Consider the following 15,648-nt stretch of genomic DNA (forward strand, 5'->3'; position numbering starts at 1 on the left):
GCCCCGACGGTTGACAAAACTATAGGAACACCCAATGACTAACGTCGCAGGTTGAGGACGGGCAGCGAGCGGGTCGCATTTGAGACAAGGTGACGTGAAACGAAAGGGCGCTGACCTTCTGGTCGCGCCCTTGAAGTTGAACGTCAGATTGTCCAAATGCGGCCCGCGCAGCGTCGAGCCGTTACGGCGTTTGGCAAAACGCCGTAACTTAGTAGTTGGCCTCGTAGCCGTTGCCGTCGCCGGTGGGCTCTTCGTAGTAATCGGAACTGTCGCTCGAATCGTCGGAATCGTCAGAGCTGACCGATGAGGTTGCGGTACCGTTTGCGTAGTCGTCAGACGTGTTGTTGCTGAGGTCACCGATCGTAGAGCTGGAACCATCGGACATACCCATGGTGTTGGGACCCTTGGGATCCTTGCCGGCATCGACGCGCTCCATCATTTCCTTGAGCTCGTCCTCGTAGACAAAGACGTAGCTCACACCGTCGATCATGGTGCTGTCGTCGGCGTACGAGGGCAGGTTGGCCGAGTAGATACCGTCGACATCCATACCGCGCATGGCGTTGACCGTAGCCACGATATCCTGAACGCTCATATCGGTTACAAGCATATCGGACAGCGAATTAACCAGGCCAAAGATCTTCGTGGCATCGAAGTTATTGAGAATCTGGTTGGCAAGGGCGCCAAGCACCTGACGCTGGTGGCGCATGCGCGTGTAATCGCCGTCGGCATAGGTGTAGCGGCAGCGGGCATAGGTAAGGGCGGTGGCACCGTCCATATGCTGCTGGCCAGCGGTAATCTTAATATCCAGGTGCTCGGGGTCGTCAACATCATCGGTTGCGTTAATGTCGATACCGCCAACCGAATCAATCAGCGCCTGCATACCGTCGAAGCTGACCTCGGCATAGTGGGAAATCTGAACACCGCACAGCTCGTTGACCGCCTCGACCATGGCCTCGGCGCCGCCAACGGTATGGCAGGCGTTGATCTTCATGGTCTCGCCCTTGTACTCGACCTTGGTGTCGCGCGGAACGGAAATGAGCGTCGCCTGCTTTTGCGTGGGGTCGATGCGTGCCAGGATAATCGAGTCGGCACGATACGTATCCTCGCCCGGACGGCCGTCGGTGCCAAGAAGCAGCACGTAGAACGGATCCTTTGCCTCATCGGTGTCAACCAGAACCCGACGCAGATTGTCAGTAATGACATTAGAATCGCCGAGCTTGCCCATAATGGTGGCAAACCACAGGCCGGCAGCGGTCGTGGCACTCAGCAGCACGCCAAGCACGACAATGAGCGCGACGTGACGAATCGTGTGGCTACGGCGGCGTTGACGAGCGCGCTCGGAATAGCGAGCCACGTTATCGCGACTGTAGATCTTGGCCTGCGCACCAGTTGAGGGTCTTCGGGTGGTGGTATCCGCGAGGGGCTTTTTATTAAACATAGGCAACCTGTATTAGTAGATGACGGGATCGGGGACGGTAGCATGCTCGACATGCGCGCCGAGCGCCTGCAGCTTTTCGACAAACTGCTCGTAGCCGCGCTTGATGTGATGGATAGCCGAAACCTCGGTCGTCCCGTCGGCGATCAAGCCCGCTACGACGAGGGCCGCTCCGCCGCGCAAATCGGGCGAGGTAACCTGTGCACCCGAGAAGCCCTTGACGCCATGAATCATGGCATGATGGCTCTCGATACGAATGTCGGCACCCATGCGCACCAGCTCAGAGGCAAACATAAAGCGATTCTCGAAGATGTTCTCGGTAATAACGGAACTGCCGTCGGCAAGGGCGGAGAGCACCATAATCTGCGCCTGCATGTCGGTCGGGAAACCGGGGAACGGAAGCGTCTGGATGTCGACCGGCTTGATACGCTCGGCACGGTTCACATGGACGCCATCCTCGACGCGCTCGCAGTCGATACCCATGAGCTCCATCTTCTTGAGCACCATGCCCAAATGAATGGGGCAAAAGCCCGTGACATCGACACCGCGATCGTCCGCCATCAACGCACCGGCGACGATAAAGGTACCGGCCTCGATGCGGTCGCCCACCACGCGATGGATAACGGGATGGAGCTCTTCCACGCCTTCGATAGTCACGACGGGCGTACCGGCGCCAACAATCTTGGCGCCCATCTCGTTGAGCATGTTGGCGAGATCGACGATCTCGGGCTCGCGGGCGGCATTGTCGATAACCGTGGTGCCCTGTGCGCGCACAGAGGCCATGATGAGATTCTCGGTCGCACCGACGCTGGCGAACTCGAGCGTGACGGTGGTACCGCGCAGACCTTGGGGCGCATTAGCGTTGATGTAACCGTGGGCGGTATCGAACTCAACGCCCAGGGCCTCAAGACCAAGAATGTGCATATCGATCTTGCGAGCACCCAGGTTGCAGCCGCCCGGCATGGCAATTTTGGCGCGATGGAAGCGGCCCAGCAGGGGTCCCATGACGGCGGTGGAAGCGCGCATCTTGGCAACGAGCTCGTAGGGGGCCTCCCATGAATCGACCTGAGAGGTATCAATCTCGAGCGTGTGCTCGTCGAGAACATCGATCGTAGCGCCCATGCCCTTGAGCACCTTGCCCATCACGTGGACATCGGAAATATCGGGCACGTTCTGCAGCGTCGTCTTGCCCGGCGCCAGAAGCGTTGCCGCCATGAGTTTGAGCGCGGAGTTCTTGGCGCCCGAGACGGGCACGGAGCCTCCGATGGCGTGGCCACCCTCAACGCGGATAATATCCAAGGTCTACCCTTTCAAAAAGCATGCCCGGGGTGGCTGGGCCATCCCGGGCATGATGTGTTCGCAAATGGTCGAACGCTAAATCGTTTGACTATTGGGCAAGCTTGAGCTTACACCATGCGATTTCATTATAGAGGTAGGCGCGGCGTGCATCATCCTCCGACAAATTACCCAGCTTCTCTTCAAAACCTTGAATATCAGCTTTAAGCTTGTCGGCATCGACGGTCGCCAAATCGCAAGCGCGCTCGGCGAGAACGGTCACGACATCGTCCGCAACCTGGGCATAGCCGCCGGCCACGGCAAACGTGTGGTCGACAGTGCCCATGGCCTTATCGGAAACGCGAACGTAACCGCGGTCGATCGTGCAGATCTCGCTGGAGTGAGCAGGCAGGACGCCAAACTCGCCATCCGTGGACGGAATCGACACAAACGCAGCGTCGCCCTCATAGGCGCAGCTCACGGGGCACACGATGCGGATACGCATAACCTACTTCTCCCCCATCTTGCGGGCGCGCTCGCGCACGTCCTCAATCGTGGAAGCATAGCGGAAAGCCTGCTCGGGCAGGTCATCGGCCTTGCCGTCGACAATCTCGGCGAAAGAGCGGACGGTATCCTCGACGCGGACGTAGACACCGGGGTTGCCGGTGAACTTCTCGGCGACGTGGAAGGACTGCGAGAGGAACTGCTGAATCTTACGGGCACGGTTGACCGTAAGGCGCTGCTCCTCGGACAGCTCGTCCATACCCAGAATGGCGATGATGTCCTGAAGGTCGGAGTACTCCTGCAGGAGCTCCTGGACCTTGACGGCGACACGGTAGTGCTCCTCGCCGACGATCGAGGGATCGAGAGCGTCGGAGGAAGATGCGAGCGGGTCGATAGCCGGGAATAGGCCGAGCGACGAAATGCTACGCGAAAGAACCGTGGTGGCGTCGAGGTGCGTAAACGTCGTGGCAGGCGCAGGGTCGGTCAGGTCGTCTGCGGGGACGTAGACAGCCTGGACGGAGGTAATGGAGCCCGTCTTGGTCGAGGTAATGCGCTCCTGGAGGTCGCCCATCTCGGTTGCCAGCGTGGGCTGGTAACCAACGGCGGACGGCATACGGCCCAGCAGTGCGGAAACCTCGGAACCTGCCTGGGAAAAGCGGAAGATGTTGTCGATGAACAGCAGAACGTCCTGACCACGATCACGGAAATACTCAGCGGTGGTAAGGCCGGCCAGACCGATGCGCAGACGCGCTCCGGGCGGCTCGTTCATCTGACCATAGACCAAGCAGGTCTTGTCGATAACGCCAGACTCGCTCATCTCGAGGAACAGGTCGGTGCCCTCGCGGGTGCGCTCGCCGACGCCGGTGAACACCGAGGTGCCGCCGTGCTCCTGGGCGAGGTTGTTGATGAGCTCCTGAATCAGAACGGTCTTGCCGACGCCGGCGCCGCCGAACAGGCCCGTCTTGCCGCCACGGATGTAGGGCTCGAGCAGGTCGACGGCCTTGATGCCGGTCTCGAAGATCTCGGTCTTGGTGGTGAGCTCGTCAAAGCGGGGCGCTGCATGGTGGATGGGGTAGAACTCCTCCACCTCGGGCATGGGCTTGCCGTCGACGGGCTTGCCCATGACGTTCCAAATTCGGCCGAGCGTCTTGGGGCCAACGGGCATCTTCATGGGCTCACCGGTATCGGTGGCGATGAGGCCGCGCTGCAGGCCGTCGGTCGAGGACATGGCGACCGTGCGGACGACGCCGCCCGGAAGCTGGCTCTCGACCTCGAGGATCGTGCTCAGATGACCGATCGGGGTCTCGGCCTCGACCGTGAGCGCGTTGTAGATCGGGGGCACCGCGCCGTCAAACTTGACGTCAACGACAGGGCCGATGATTCGCACGATGCGACCATCACCGGCAGTCGTCTTCTTGGTGGCTTCCTCGACCGCAAGCTTTACGGTGTTATTAGCCATTACTGTTCCTCCAATGCTGAGGCTCCGCCGACGATCTCGTTAATCTCGGTCGTGATCGAAGCCTGGCGCACGCGACTATACGTGCGGGTAAGGGTCGAGATGATCGCGGTGGCGTTTTCCGTCGCGGAGTGCATGGCCTTGCGGCGTGCACCCTGCTCGGCAGCCGCCGAATCGATCAGGGCCTGGTAGATGACCGTCAGGATATAAGACGGCACAAGCTTGCCGAGAACATGCTCGGGAGAGGGCACGAACTCGAACGTGGACGAGATGCGCTTAGGGGCGTCGGTCTCGTTCTTACGCGGACCGTGGGCCATAGCGATCATCTCGGGGTCGAGCGGCAACAGATGCTCGACGCGAAGCTCCTGATCCACGCGGTTCTTGGCGTGGTGGTAGACAAGCTCGACACGGTCAAGCTCACCGGCACGATACGCATCGCAGATATGAGAGGAGATCATGCGGGCCTGATTGAAATCGGGCTCAGAGGAGTTGCCCTCAAAGTGCATGACGACGTTTGCGCGGTCACGGAAATACGTGGCCGGCTTACGCCCGCACGCGATGATCTCGCACTCGATGCCGTCGTTCGCCCAAGAAGCGGCGAGCTTTTCGGCCGTGCGCTCCACCGTCGTATTGAAACCGCCGGCAAGGCCGCGGTCCGAGGCAATAACGACAATCAGGCCATGCTTGACGCTCTCATGCTTCTGCAGCATGGGATCGGTGCCCGAACAGGAGGCGTCGCCGGCGACCGTCAACATGACGTCGGTCAGCGCCTCCTTATAGGGCTCGGCCTGCTTGGAGCGATCGAGGGCACGACGGATCTTGGCCGTAGAGACCATCTCCATCGTGCGCGTGATCTGCTTGGTCGTGGTAACCGAGGAGATTCGCTTCTTAATGTCGCGAAGGTTGGCCATGGGGCTTAGTTCTCCTCTGATCCAGAAACATCCGAATGGTGCTTGGCCATGAACTGCTGCTTGAAGTCGCCGATGACACGCAAGAGCTCAGCCTTGGTGTCATCATCGATCTTCTTGGCGCGAACCTTGTCGAGCAGCAAGCCAAAGCCATTGTCCATGTACTCGATGAGCTCGGCACGGAAAGGCAGCACGTCGGCGATCTCCAGGTCATCCAGGAAGCCCTCGTTGCCAGCGAACAGCGTAACAATCTGCTCGCCAACCTCAAACGGCTTGTAGCGCGGCTGCTTCAGGAGCTCGGTCATGCGAGCGCCATGGGTAAGCTGCTTCTGAGTAGCCTCGTCGAGGTCGGAGCCGAACTGCGTAAAGCCGGCGAGCTCCTGGTACGAAGCGAGGTCCAGACGGAGGTTGCCGGCGACCTGCTTCATGGCCTTGGTCTGCGCATCGCCACCGACGCGGGACACGGAGATGCCCACGTCGACTGCCGGGCGCTGACCCTGGAAGAAGAGCTCGGACTGCAGGTAGATCTGACCATCGGTAATGGAAATGACGTTGGTCGGAATGTAGGCCGAGACGTCGCCGTCCTGGGTCTCGATGATCGGCAGTGCCGTCATGGAGCCGTAACCGTTCTTCTTGGACATCTTGACGGCACGCTCGAGCAGACGAGAGTGCAGGTAGAAGATGTCGCCAGGATAGGCCTCGCGTCCGGGCGGACGATGCAGCGTCAGCGACATCTGACGGTAGGCCACAGCCTGCTTGGACAGGTCGTCGTAGATGACGAGCACGTGGCCGCCGGGGTTGGTCTCGCTGGCGGGCTTGCCGTCCTCGCCGTTGTACATGAAGAACTCGCCGATAGCGGCACCGGCCATAGGCGCGATGTACTGCATAGGGGCGGAATCGGCAGCGGTGGCCGAAACGATGATGGTGTAGTCGAGCGCACCGTGCTGAGCGAGGGTCTCGCGGATGTTGGCAACCGTGGAGGCCTTCTGGCCGATGGCGACATAGATGCAGACCATGCCCTTGCCGCGCTGGTTGAGGATAGCGTCGATGGCGATGGCGGTCTTACCGGTCTTACGGTCGCCGATGATGAGCTCACGCTGACCGCGGCCAATAGGCACCATGGAGTCGATAGCGAGCAGGCCGGTCTGAACCGGCTCGCACACCGGGGTACGATCGATGACGCCGGGAGCCTTGAACTCGATGGGGCGACGGTGCGTGGCGACGATGTCGCCCAGGCCGTCGATGGGCTGGCCGAGCGGATTGACGACGCGGCCGAGCATGGCACGGCTCACGGGGATATCCATAATGCGGCCAGTGGTGCGGCACTCGTCGCCTTCCTTGATGGAGTCGACGGCACCAAACAGAACGGCGCCGACCTCGTCACGGTCAAGGTTCTGGGCAAGGCCGAAGACGGTCTCACCGGTATCGGAGCTCTTGAACTCCAGAAGCTCGCCTGCCATGGCGCTCTTGAGGCCGGAGACGCGCGCGATGCCGTCGCCTACCTCGTCGACCGTTGAAACCTCATGCGTATCGACCGTCGCGGAGAGGCTCGTGAGCTGCTCCTGCAGTTTCTTGGCGATATCCTGGGCATTGAGGGTTTCGGACATTAGGCTTCACCTCCGTACGAATTAGCAGAGTTTGCGAGGGTCTCCTGCGCGATGCGCAGCTGCGTCTTGACGGAAATGTCACGACGCTCGCCGCGGGCCTCGAGCACCAGGCCGCCCACGATAGACGGGTCAACCTGCTCGATAAGGAATACCTTGCGGCCGAAGTCCTGCTCGCATTTCTTAGTGATGGTTTGACGCAGCTCGTCGTCGAGCGGGATCGCCGTGGTGACGGTCACGCCCACTACATCCTCGTCTTCCTCGGCAACATACTTAAAGGCAGCTGCCACCTTGGGAAGAAGGTCGAGCTGGTCGCGCTTGGACATGGTGTCGAGCACGGCGATGATCTCGGGGCTGGCGGAAGCCAAGCGCTCGATCATCTCGAGGTCCTCGAACACATGGTTCTCGGCCTTAGCGGCTTCCAGAAGGGAGCGCGCGTAGGTCTCGAGCACCTTGTCCTGATAGCGGCTAGTCGGCATTCAGGCTACCTGCTTCCTGGATGTAGCGCTCGATGAGCTTCTTCTGCTCGGCATCGTCCTCGAGTGCCTCGCCCACGATCTTGGTGGCGACGGCAACGGACAGGTCGGCGATGGAGCTCGCGGCACCGGCGTAAATGGACTTGCGCTCGTCCTCGACGGTCGTATGGGCCTTGGCGATGATCTCCTCGGCCTCCTTGTGAGCAGCCTCGATGATACGGGCGCGCTCGGACTCGGCGTCCTTACGGGCCTCGAGAACGATGTCGGCAGCCTGACGACGGGCGTCGGTGACGATCGAGTCGGACTCAGCGCGCTTGGCGATAGCCTCCTGCTTGGTCTTCTCGGCCTCGTCGAGGCTCTCCTCGATCTTCTTGCCGCGCTCCTCCATGGTTTTCATGATGCCCGGCAGGGCGACCTTGGCCAGCACGATCCAGATAATCAGGAAGGCGATAAGCGCCGGGATGAACTCCGCCATCTTAGGGATGAGGATGTCCGCACCGGCAGCGCCGTCCTCAGCGAACGCGGAAACCGGCATGAGCAGCGCGGCCGCGGACGCGGAGAGTGCGATCGCGCTCTTCTGGGATGAAAGATTCATACTTGACGCTCCGTGCTATTTAACGATCAGCGCGACAACGAAGCCGATCAGAGCCAGAGCCTCGCCGAAGGCGGAGCCCATGATGAAGACGGTGAACACGCGGCCCTGGACCTCAGGCTGACGGGCCATAGCACCCGTAGCACCCAGAGCAGACAGGCCGATAGCAAGACCAGCGCCGATAACACCGAGACCGTAACCGATAACTCCCACGATTCCTCCTTTGTCGTGCGTGTCTTATTTCACGCAGGATAACCTTTTTTATAACTGCCGGGCTCCATGGGTACGGGCACCGGCGGTTTAACGAATTGCTTACCTTTAAGGCGCGAGCGGAAGGCTACTCCTCCTCCGCGACCTCCTCTGCCTCGGAGACATACACGGCGGTAAGGACCGTGAAGACGTAAGCCTGGATGGCGCCGACCACAAGCTCGATCGCATAGATCAGGATGAGGATGGCAAGCCAGGCTAGCGAAGGCAGGGCGCCAACGGCGTGGGCCGCGGAAACCTGCTGAAGCAGCGGCTGCATGAACATGCTCGCCATGATGGCGAACGAGCCCATGACCACGTGTCCTGCGAACATGTTGCAGAACAGACGGACGGCAAGCGTGATGAGACGCAGGAAGGTCGAGAAAAGCTCGACGACCCACACGAGCACGTTCATCGGGAAGCTCACGCCCTGCGGGGCGAGGCTCTTGATGTAGCCGATCACGCCGTGAGCCTTGCATCCGTAGTAGATGAAGTACACGAAGGCGAAAATGGCGAGTGCGGCGGTGGAGCCGATTGCGCCGGTGCCGGGCTTCATTCCCGGAATCAGGCCGATCATGTTATTGATCAGGATGAACAGGAAAAGCGAGCACAGGAACGGGAAGTGCTTCTTCCAGTTCTCACCCACGACACCCTTGCCGATATCGTTCTCGACGTACTCGATGATGTACTCGAAACCGTTGGCGAAGAAGCCCTTGGGAACCAGGGTCTGCTTCTTCTTGAACACGGCCAGGACGATCAGGAGCACGATCGTGGAGACGATCAGCCAAAACGAGTACTGCGTGATGCCGCAGCTCAGATCGCCCACGACAGGGGTGGAGCTGAACTCGCTGACCAGATGATTAATCTCATCAGGCAGCTTTTCAAAAATTTCCACGACTTACCTTTCGACCTCATGAGGATCTCGCAGCGCCTTGGCGACACGAACCGCGCAGGCGGCCATAAAGGCCACGAAGCCGATCGCCTCGCCCAGGAGGAACATGCGAAATGCCTCTCCGAACAACACAAACACAACCAAGGTAAAGACGAGCAGGGCGATTGCCGAGACCGCCAGACTCACCATACCCTTGAGCATGTCCGCATTCTGTTTATCGTCAAGAACCGGCTTGAGCGTAAAGACAAAGGGAAGGAAGGCAATTGCGCCCGCGATGGCGCCTGCAACGATAGCGAGCAGATCGGCTATCTGAAACACTGGCGTCCTCACTTTCCTTTTTAACGCTTCACAGAACAGTTCCCGCCAAACATTGGTGACTATTGTACGAGCCAATCGCTAAAGTACAACCGAAAAAGCATCGGTTAATACGCACCTGTTCGTTTTCTTAAGACCTTCTTTATGCCGCAGGTACGGTAATACGTTTTTCTCGAACCCTGCAGGGCAAAACGTCCGTTAGCAGGAGTGCGCGCGGTCGCCTTTTGTTCGTCCGCGCGCACCGTTTCTTCGTATTTGCAGCCGCGGCCGTTTAGCCCAGCGACTAGAGCGTGCCGTAGATGCGGTCGCCGGCGTCGCCGAGGCCGGGAACGATGTAGGCAGCCTCGTTGAGATGGTCGTCGATGGCGCAGGTATAGATATGCACATCTGGGTCCTTCTCGGTCAGCGACTTGAGGCCCTCGGGGGCCGCGACGATGCACAGCATGCGGATGTCCTTGACACCGCGCTCGCGCAGGTAGCTGATGGCCATCTCGGCCGAACCGCCCGTGGCAAGCATGGGGTCGACGACCAGGCAGATGCGCTGGTCGATATCCTTGGGCATCTTGCAGTAATACTCGTGCGGCTCGTGGGTGACCTCGTCGCGCTCCATGCCGATGTGACCCACGCGAGCGGAGGGCACCAGGTCGAGGATGCCGTCGACCATGCCAAGGCCCGCACGCAGGATGGGCACGATGGCGAGTTTCTTGCCGGCAAGCTGTTTGAACGTGGCGGTAGTGATGGGGGTCTCGACCTCGACGTCTTCCATAGGCAGGTCGCGCATGGCCTCGTAGCCGTCAAAAAGCGCGAGTTCGCGCACGAGCTGGCGGAACTGGTTGGTGCCGGTGTTTTTGTCGCGCAGGATCGACAGCTTGTGCTGGACGAGCGGGTGATCGACAAGCGTCACACGGGACGCATCGTAGGTGACGGTCATGGATTGATTGCCCCTTTCGTTGCGGCCGCAAAACGGCCTTGCTGACAAGGCGCGCAGCAATGTTGCCGCCGCACGCCATGCATTAGTTTAGCGGTTTGTTGTATCGAGCAGCCCATCGCAGCCCTACTGTGAGGTGCTGAGCGAGCGCCTGACTGCATCACGCCAGCCCGCAAGGTTTTGCTCGCGGCGCTCGGCGGACATGTGGGGAAGGAAGGTCCTAACGATCTGGGCATTTTGCTCCAGCTCTTCCAGGTCTTCCCAATAGCCGACGGCAAGACCCGCCAAGTACGCGGCACCGATTGCCGTGGTCTCCACCGTCTCGCATTGCAGCACGGGGATATCCAGCAGGTCGGCCTGGAATTGCATGATGAACTCGTTGCGCGAGGCACCGCCATCGACAGACAGGCGCTCAATCGAAAGCCCCACGTCCTGCTCCATGGCGCGCAGCACGTCGTAGCTCTGATATGCCATGGATTCGCAGGCGGCACGTACGATGGTCGCACGGCTCGAGGCGCCGGTCAGACCGCACACGATACCGCGAGCATGCGGGTCCCACCAGGGAGCACCCAAACCCGCAAAGGCGGGAACGAAGTAGCAGCCCTCGTTGTCGCTAATCGAAGCAGCGAGTTGTGCCGACTCGCTCACGCTCGAGATGATGCCCATGTTGTTGCGAAGCCAGTTCATCGTTGAGCCGGCGGCAAAAATAGAGCCCTCGAGCGCATAGCTGACTTTGCCGTCCGCAGCGATACCGATGGTGGAGACCAGGCCATTCTTGGATTCGACGATCTCGTCGCCGGTGTTCATGAGCATAAAGCAACCCGTGCCATAGGTGTTTTTGGTCTGGCCGGGACGGAAACAGCAGTGGCCGAACAGCGACGCCTGTTGGTCACCCGCCACGCCCATGATGGGCGGCATGTTGGTCATGATGTCGCTCGCGACGCGGCCGTAGTCGCCCGAGCTCCAGCGAACCTCGGGCATCATGGAACGTGGAACGTCAAAGAGTGCCAGCAGGTCGTCGTCCCAATCGAGCGTATGGATATTAAAGAGTGCCGTGCGGCTGGCATTGGTGTAGTCGGTGGCAAAGACCTGGCCGCCGGTGAGGTTGTAGATGAGCCAGGTGTCGATGGTGCCAAACATGAGGTCGCCCGCCGCCGCGCTTTCGCGTGCGCCGTCGACGTTGTCGAGAATCCACTGCACCTTGGAGGCCGAGAAATACGGGTCGAGCGTGAGTCCCGTGCGGGAGCGCACCAGCCCTTCTGCGCCCTGCTCGACAAGCTCGTCGATCAGAGGTGCGGTACGGCGGCACTGCCATACGATAGCGTTATAGATCGGCTGACCGCTCACGCGATCCCAGACCACCGTGGTCTCGCGCTGGTTGGAGATGCCGATGGCGGCAATGCGGTCGGAGTGGATACCGCTCTTAAACTGGACTTCCATCATGACGGCGATCTGGCTAGCAAGGACCGCCATGGGGTCTTGCTCCACCCAGCCGGGACGCGGAAAGCTGGTTTTGACGCTGCGACGTGCCTGCGCGACGATGCAGCCGTACTCGTCGACGATGGTCGCAAGTACCGAGGTGGTGCCGCAGTCGAGCGCCATGATGTAGGAACCGCCAAAGTCAAACGAGGCATCTTCCATGCCCAGGCTGCCCAGATTCAACGACATCGCTTAAACCTTTCTATTGCATCGGGTCGGACAGGACCCGTTCGATCTCTGATGCGGGAAGTGCGCCTTGGCGCAGGATCTGGAGCTCGCCGTGCTGAAACGACACGATGGTCGAGGCGTCGCGACACGGGGTCTCACCGGCGTCGACGGCAACATCGACCCCCTCCAGGATGCGACCCTCCACCGTGATAAAACTTGCCGGCGCGGGCGCGCCATGCGTGTTGGCGCTGGTGCAGGCAAGGGGGCTGCCACAGGCGCGAATGAGCGCCTGCACCACGGGCGAGGCCGAAGCGCGAAGTGCCACCGTGTCGTCGGCAGCGCGCATAAAGGTCGGCACGCAGGGAGCTGCCTTGACCACGATAGTCAGGGCTCCCGGCCAGCATCGTCGCGCGAGTATGCGGGCATCTTCCGGGATATCCACGCCATAGCGGTCGAGTGCTTCGACGCCATCGACCAGCCAAGCGACGGTTTGCGTGAGTTCACGTTGCTTGAGAGTGAAGATACGGCGATAGCCGGTGCCGAGCGCAGGAACTGCGGCGCCATTGACGGCAGCCTGCGGATCGCGCGGCCACGATGGGAATTCGCTTGTATCTTGGGGCACGGCGTCCGAGAAGGCGTTGACTGCCACGGCGACACCGTAGACGGTCTCGGTCGGGATCAAAGCCAGGCCGCCGCGGCCGAGCACCTCGGCCGTGCGCTCGACGGCAAGCCGATGCGGCTCGCGCGTTCCCTCGTATACCCGATAGACCGTCTGCATGTGTATGCCAGCCCCTTACGCTCTGGTGCAAGTTTGTTTACTGTGGGGCATTCTCGCACGAAACGTTCAACCTATTTGCCCAGAGCGCATGTTGGTTTGGTGAGCGGCTCTAGTAGTCGGTGAAAGTGAGGGGGTTATTGGACTGCGACGAACTTCTTTGGCCTGCCGGCGTGACGTTCTTGGGCGGCGTAACGCTCGATACTGTCTATCGTTATCATCCGACGGCCGTCGACGAGTTCAACATCGAGTTTGCCGGCTTTGACCAGCGCGGTAATCCGCGGAGCGGAGACTTTGAGGTCCAGCGCTGCGTCTTTAAATGTTCGGCACGCCGCTTCCCGAGCGTCCTCGTGGTCGATTTCGACTGAAAGGGCCACGACCTCGGCCGAGCGTTCGTACCCTGCCGGAGTCAAACCGTTGTTGAGGTCGTCGGCCAAAAACGCCATCAGTGCCTCGGTGGCATGGGCAATCGCTTCTTCGCGCGTATCGCCATCGGCAAAGGCGCCGGGAATCTGCGGGAAGCTGGCGCAGTAACCGTCGTCTTCTTTTATGAGAACGCAGTCATAGGTAAATCGCTGCCTCATTTTGCCTCCAACTATCATCCAGCTTGGCGACGAATACTTGACCACGTGCCCTTCTTTGGTCGATCACCACCAGAGCCGTTCACGGTGACAACACGGTCACCAGAAACATACTTAGCATGACTACCGACTTGCGCGACCTTCACGAATCCATCGTGCTTGAGTAGGGCAATGATTTCCCGAAAGGCAGGGGGTTGCATGGGCCGACCTCTTTCAGCCGTCCTAATTATAAACTACTTTATAATTTTGCTAACCAGTTAATAAATATTACTGGCGCTGTTTGGGCTCGGCGACGATGGCTCGAACGATGCGGGGGCGATCGGTGAGATCGCGGACGATGCGCACATCCGAAAGGCCCGCCTGGCGGCAGAGTTCGGCGGCAGCGTCGAGGGCACCCTCGTAGAGCTCGCAGGCAAAGAGTCCGCCGGCACGCAGCATATAGGGTGCCGCATTGAGCAGGCGGCGGAAGATGTCCAGGCCATCGGCACCGCCCTCGAGCGCCAAATCGGGCTCGAAGTCCTTTACCTCGTGCGGCAGCGAGCGCATAACGTCGGTCGGGATGTAAGGCGGGTTGGAGACGAGCACGTCGAAGGTGCCCCACTCGTCGTGGGGAATGGAACTCACCAGGTTGGTGAGGCTAAAGGCGACGTCGTCGGACGTGAGACCAAGCGCATCGCGGTTTTTGGTAGCAAGGTCGATGGCGCGCGGCTCGATATCGGTAGCAGTGCAGGTGACGTGGCCGCGGCGCTCCCAGGCAAGGGAGAGCGAGATGCAGCCCGTGCCGCAGCCGACCTCGAGAACGCGGGCGATGCGGGGCTCGGCTGGGGTAGGCGTGACGGCATCGTCCGCGGCATCTTGCGCGGGAGTCGTCTGTTGGTCGTTGCCCTCAATGGCGATGCCGTATTCGTCGAGCTCGGGCTCGGGGGTTTCCATGGCCTCTACTTCTGCCGCCTGCACGGCGGCTTCCTCGGCCTCGCGATCGGCAAGCTCCTCGGCATAGGCGCGGCTGCCGAGCACGTCGCCACCCAGCGCAGCCTCATCTGCGGCCGTCAGGTTGGCGGCACGGCGCTCGGCGGTCGCGCGTTCGTCGGCCAGCGCCGCCTCGGCTTTGCGGGCCTGCTCGACCTCATCGTTCCAGGGCAGCTCCACGCGCTGGCGGACGGCGGCCTCGGGGCTCAGCACCTCGGTATCCAGATAGTTCAGGACTTCTTCGACGAGCATCTCGGTCTCGGGGCGCGGGATGAGCACGCCGGGGGCGCACGCGACGTCGATCATGCGAAACTGCGTGCTGCCCGTGATGTATTGCAGCGGCTCGCCCTTAGCGCGACGGACAACGGCCGCGTGCATGGTCTCGAGCTGGGCCGCGTTAAGCGTCTCGTCCATACGCATATATAGGTCAATGCGCGCCAGGCCCGTGGCGGCGCACAGCAGCCACTCGGCAGAAAGACGGGGGTGCTCCTCGCCGCGCTCGGCCAGGTACTCCTTGGTCCACTCGAGACAACGCTTGATGGTCCAGATCTCGTTTGCCATGGGGCCCTCCCCTCTTAAGCGCCGGGCGGCGCGCGAATGTCGGAGCAGATTGTAAGCGAGGCCAGCGCTTGGCAAGGGACGATTGAAGGCGATTATCGAGAATCAGCCCAGAATTTTGCACCGGACTCGCTCAAAGTGTTCATTCGCCGACGTCTAGATTTGCATTCGTCAAGCTTTTGGCAAGGTTGCCCCAAAACTGACCAATATCTAACCAAGAACTTGCCAAATCACTTGACGCGCGACGCACCAAAAATCGCCCCGCGACTTCTTGGACGATTTTTCGAGCAATATTTTCAATAGCAGATGCACACCGTTAATTGCTTTAAGCAGGTAAGCAGCTCAAAGGCCATCACAGCTGATTGAATAACACCTCAAAGCAATATGCCCAACCTAGTCATTGGGGACGCTCATAAATGACTAGGAGTGTCCCAAACTGCCGGCACAGACGATATGAGCAGGACATAAAACATTGAGAGCCCCTGCT

At 60.4% G+C, this 15,648-nt stretch carries 17 protein-coding genes; all 17 read right to left on the minus strand.

Features of this window, described 5'->3' with window-relative positions; translation table 11 throughout:
• Window positions 1-208: 208 nt before the first annotated feature.
• Entirely contained in the window at window positions 209-1,438 is a 1,230-nt protein-coding gene (locus DXD56_RS09335) for an LCP family protein (RefSeq protein ID WP_117641016.1), read from the minus strand.
• A 12-nt stretch (window positions 1,439-1,450) separates the two neighbouring features.
• Window positions 1,451-2,734 carry a UDP-N-acetylglucosamine 1-carboxyvinyltransferase gene (gene murA / locus DXD56_RS09340; RefSeq protein WP_089573101.1) on the minus strand — a complete coding sequence of 428 codons (1,284 nt, stop codon included), beginning with the start codon at window positions 2,732-2,734 and terminating at the stop codon, window positions 1,451-1,453.
• 88 nt (window positions 2,735-2,822) lie between these two features.
• Window positions 2,823-3,215 (minus strand): ATP synthase F1 subunit epsilon, encoded by a 393-nt coding sequence (atpC, locus tag DXD56_RS09345; protein WP_006235718.1) that lies wholly within the window; start codon window positions 3,213-3,215, stop codon window positions 2,823-2,825.
• A 3-nt stretch (window positions 3,216-3,218) separates the two neighbouring features.
• Window positions 3,219-4,673 carry a F0F1 ATP synthase subunit beta gene (atpD, locus tag DXD56_RS09350; protein ID WP_006235717.1) on the minus strand — a complete coding sequence of 485 codons (1,455 nt, stop codon included), beginning with the start codon at window positions 4,671-4,673 and terminating at the stop codon, window positions 3,219-3,221.
• Window positions 4,673-5,581 carry an ATP synthase F1 subunit gamma gene (gene atpG / locus DXD56_RS09355; RefSeq protein WP_006235716.1) on the minus strand — a complete coding sequence of 303 codons (909 nt, stop codon included), beginning with the start codon at window positions 5,579-5,581 and terminating at the stop codon, window positions 4,673-4,675. The genes atpD and atpG overlap by 1 nt, the downstream gene beginning before the upstream one ends.
• A gap of 5 nt (window positions 5,582-5,586) precedes the next feature.
• Window positions 5,587-7,185 (minus strand): F0F1 ATP synthase subunit alpha, encoded by a 1,599-nt coding sequence (gene atpA, locus DXD56_RS09360; protein ID WP_117641017.1) that lies wholly within the window; start codon window positions 7,183-7,185, stop codon window positions 5,587-5,589.
• Complete coding sequence (locus tag DXD56_RS09365; protein ID WP_006235713.1) at window positions 7,185-7,661, minus strand: FoF1 ATP synthase subunit delta; 477 nt, start codon at window positions 7,659-7,661, stop codon at window positions 7,185-7,187. Before DXD56_RS09365 ends, atpA begins: the two co-directional genes overlap by 1 nt.
• On the minus strand, window positions 7,651-8,253 hold the full coding sequence (atpF, locus tag DXD56_RS09370; protein WP_006235712.1) for a F0F1 ATP synthase subunit B: 603 nt from the start codon (window positions 8,251-8,253) through the stop codon (window positions 7,651-7,653). Before atpF ends, DXD56_RS09365 begins: the two co-directional genes overlap by 11 nt.
• Window positions 8,254-8,268: 15 nt before the next feature.
• Window positions 8,269-8,463, minus strand: coding sequence for an ATP synthase subunit C (locus tag DXD56_RS09375; RefSeq protein WP_022094262.1), 195 nt, complete (start codon window positions 8,461-8,463; stop codon window positions 8,269-8,271).
• Between the two features lie 124 nt (window positions 8,464-8,587).
• Window positions 8,588-9,391: a F0F1 ATP synthase subunit A gene (gene atpB / locus DXD56_RS09380; RefSeq protein WP_117641018.1), complete on the minus strand. Its 804-nt coding sequence runs from the start codon at window positions 9,389-9,391 to the stop codon at window positions 8,588-8,590.
• Between the two features lie 3 nt (window positions 9,392-9,394).
• Entirely contained in the window at window positions 9,395-9,706 is a 312-nt protein-coding gene (locus DXD56_RS09385) for a hypothetical protein (RefSeq protein WP_035138788.1), read from the minus strand.
• A gap of 280 nt (window positions 9,707-9,986) precedes the next feature.
• Complete coding sequence (gene upp, locus DXD56_RS09390; protein WP_040359658.1) at window positions 9,987-10,634, minus strand: uracil phosphoribosyltransferase; 648 nt, start codon at window positions 10,632-10,634, stop codon at window positions 9,987-9,989.
• Window positions 10,635-10,757: 123 nt separating this feature from the next.
• On the minus strand, window positions 10,758-12,299 hold the full coding sequence (glpK, locus tag DXD56_RS09395) for a glycerol kinase GlpK (protein ID WP_089573103.1): 1,542 nt from the start codon (window positions 12,297-12,299) through the stop codon (window positions 10,758-10,760).
• A 13-nt stretch (window positions 12,300-12,312) separates the two neighbouring features.
• Window positions 12,313-13,056: an L-threonylcarbamoyladenylate synthase gene (locus DXD56_RS09400; RefSeq protein WP_089573104.1), complete on the minus strand. Its 744-nt coding sequence runs from the start codon at window positions 13,054-13,056 to the stop codon at window positions 12,313-12,315.
• Window positions 13,057-13,190: 134 nt separating this feature from the next.
• Window positions 13,191-13,682, minus strand: a complete 492-nt coding sequence (locus DXD56_RS09405; protein ID WP_147325204.1) for a type II toxin-antitoxin system HicB family antitoxin — start codon at window positions 13,680-13,682, stop codon at window positions 13,191-13,193.
• The gene (locus tag DXD56_RS10315) at window positions 13,652-13,834 is read right to left on the minus strand and encodes a type II toxin-antitoxin system HicA family toxin (RefSeq protein ID WP_117641020.1); all 183 of its coding nucleotides are present in this window, start codon (window positions 13,832-13,834) and stop codon (window positions 13,652-13,654) included. The genes DXD56_RS09405 and DXD56_RS10315 overlap by 31 nt, the downstream gene beginning before the upstream one ends.
• Window positions 13,835-13,901: 67 nt before the next feature.
• On the minus strand, window positions 13,902-15,164 hold the full coding sequence (locus DXD56_RS09415; RefSeq protein ID WP_117641021.1) for a HemK/PrmC family methyltransferase: 1,263 nt from the start codon (window positions 15,162-15,164) through the stop codon (window positions 13,902-13,904).
• Window positions 15,165-15,648 lie beyond the last annotated feature (484 nt).

It is taken from the genome of Collinsella sp. TM06-3 (assembly GCF_003436395.1).
Taxonomy (GTDB): Bacteria; Actinomycetota; Coriobacteriia; order Coriobacteriales; family Coriobacteriaceae; genus Collinsella.

Excerpts from the sequence above, each read along its gene's own strand:
- upp (WP_040359658.1), bottom strand. The coding sequence starts at position 10,634 with ATGACCGTCACCTACGATGCGTCCCGTGTGACGCTTGTCGATCACCCG.
- DXD56_RS09415 (WP_117641021.1), bottom strand. The coding sequence starts at position 15,164 with ATGGCAAACGAGATCTGGACCATCAAGCGTTGTCTCGAGTGGACCAAG.
- atpD (WP_006235717.1), bottom strand. The coding sequence starts at position 4,673 with ATGGCTAATAACACCGTAAAGCTTGCGGTCGAGGAAGCCACCAAGAAG.
- DXD56_RS09365 (WP_006235713.1), bottom strand. The coding sequence starts at position 7,661 with ATGCCGACTAGCCGCTATCAGGACAAGGTGCTCGAGACCTACGCGCGC.
- glpK (WP_089573103.1), bottom strand. The coding sequence starts at position 12,299 with ATGTCGTTGAATCTGGGCAGCCTGGGCATGGAAGATGCCTCGTTTGAC.
- atpA (WP_117641017.1), bottom strand. The coding sequence starts at position 7,185 with ATGTCCGAAACCCTCAATGCCCAGGATATCGCCAAGAAACTGCAGGAG.
- DXD56_RS10315 (WP_117641020.1), bottom strand. The coding sequence starts at position 13,834 with ATGCAACCCCCTGCCTTTCGGGAAATCATTGCCCTACTCAAGCACGAT.
- atpF (WP_006235712.1), bottom strand. The coding sequence starts at position 8,253 with ATGAATCTTTCATCCCAGAAGAGCGCGATCGCACTCTCCGCGTCCGCG.
- DXD56_RS09335 (WP_117641016.1), bottom strand. The coding sequence starts at position 1,438 with ATGTTTAATAAAAAGCCCCTCGCGGATACCACCACCCGAAGACCCTCA.
- DXD56_RS09400 (WP_089573104.1), bottom strand. The coding sequence starts at position 13,056 with ATGCAGACGGTCTATCGGGTATACGAGGGAACGCGCGAGCCGCATCGG.
- atpG (WP_006235716.1), bottom strand. The coding sequence starts at position 5,581 with ATGGCCAACCTTCGCGACATTAAGAAGCGAATCTCCTCGGTTACCACG.
- atpC (WP_006235718.1), bottom strand. The coding sequence starts at position 3,215 with ATGCGTATCCGCATCGTGTGCCCCGTGAGCTGCGCCTATGAGGGCGAC.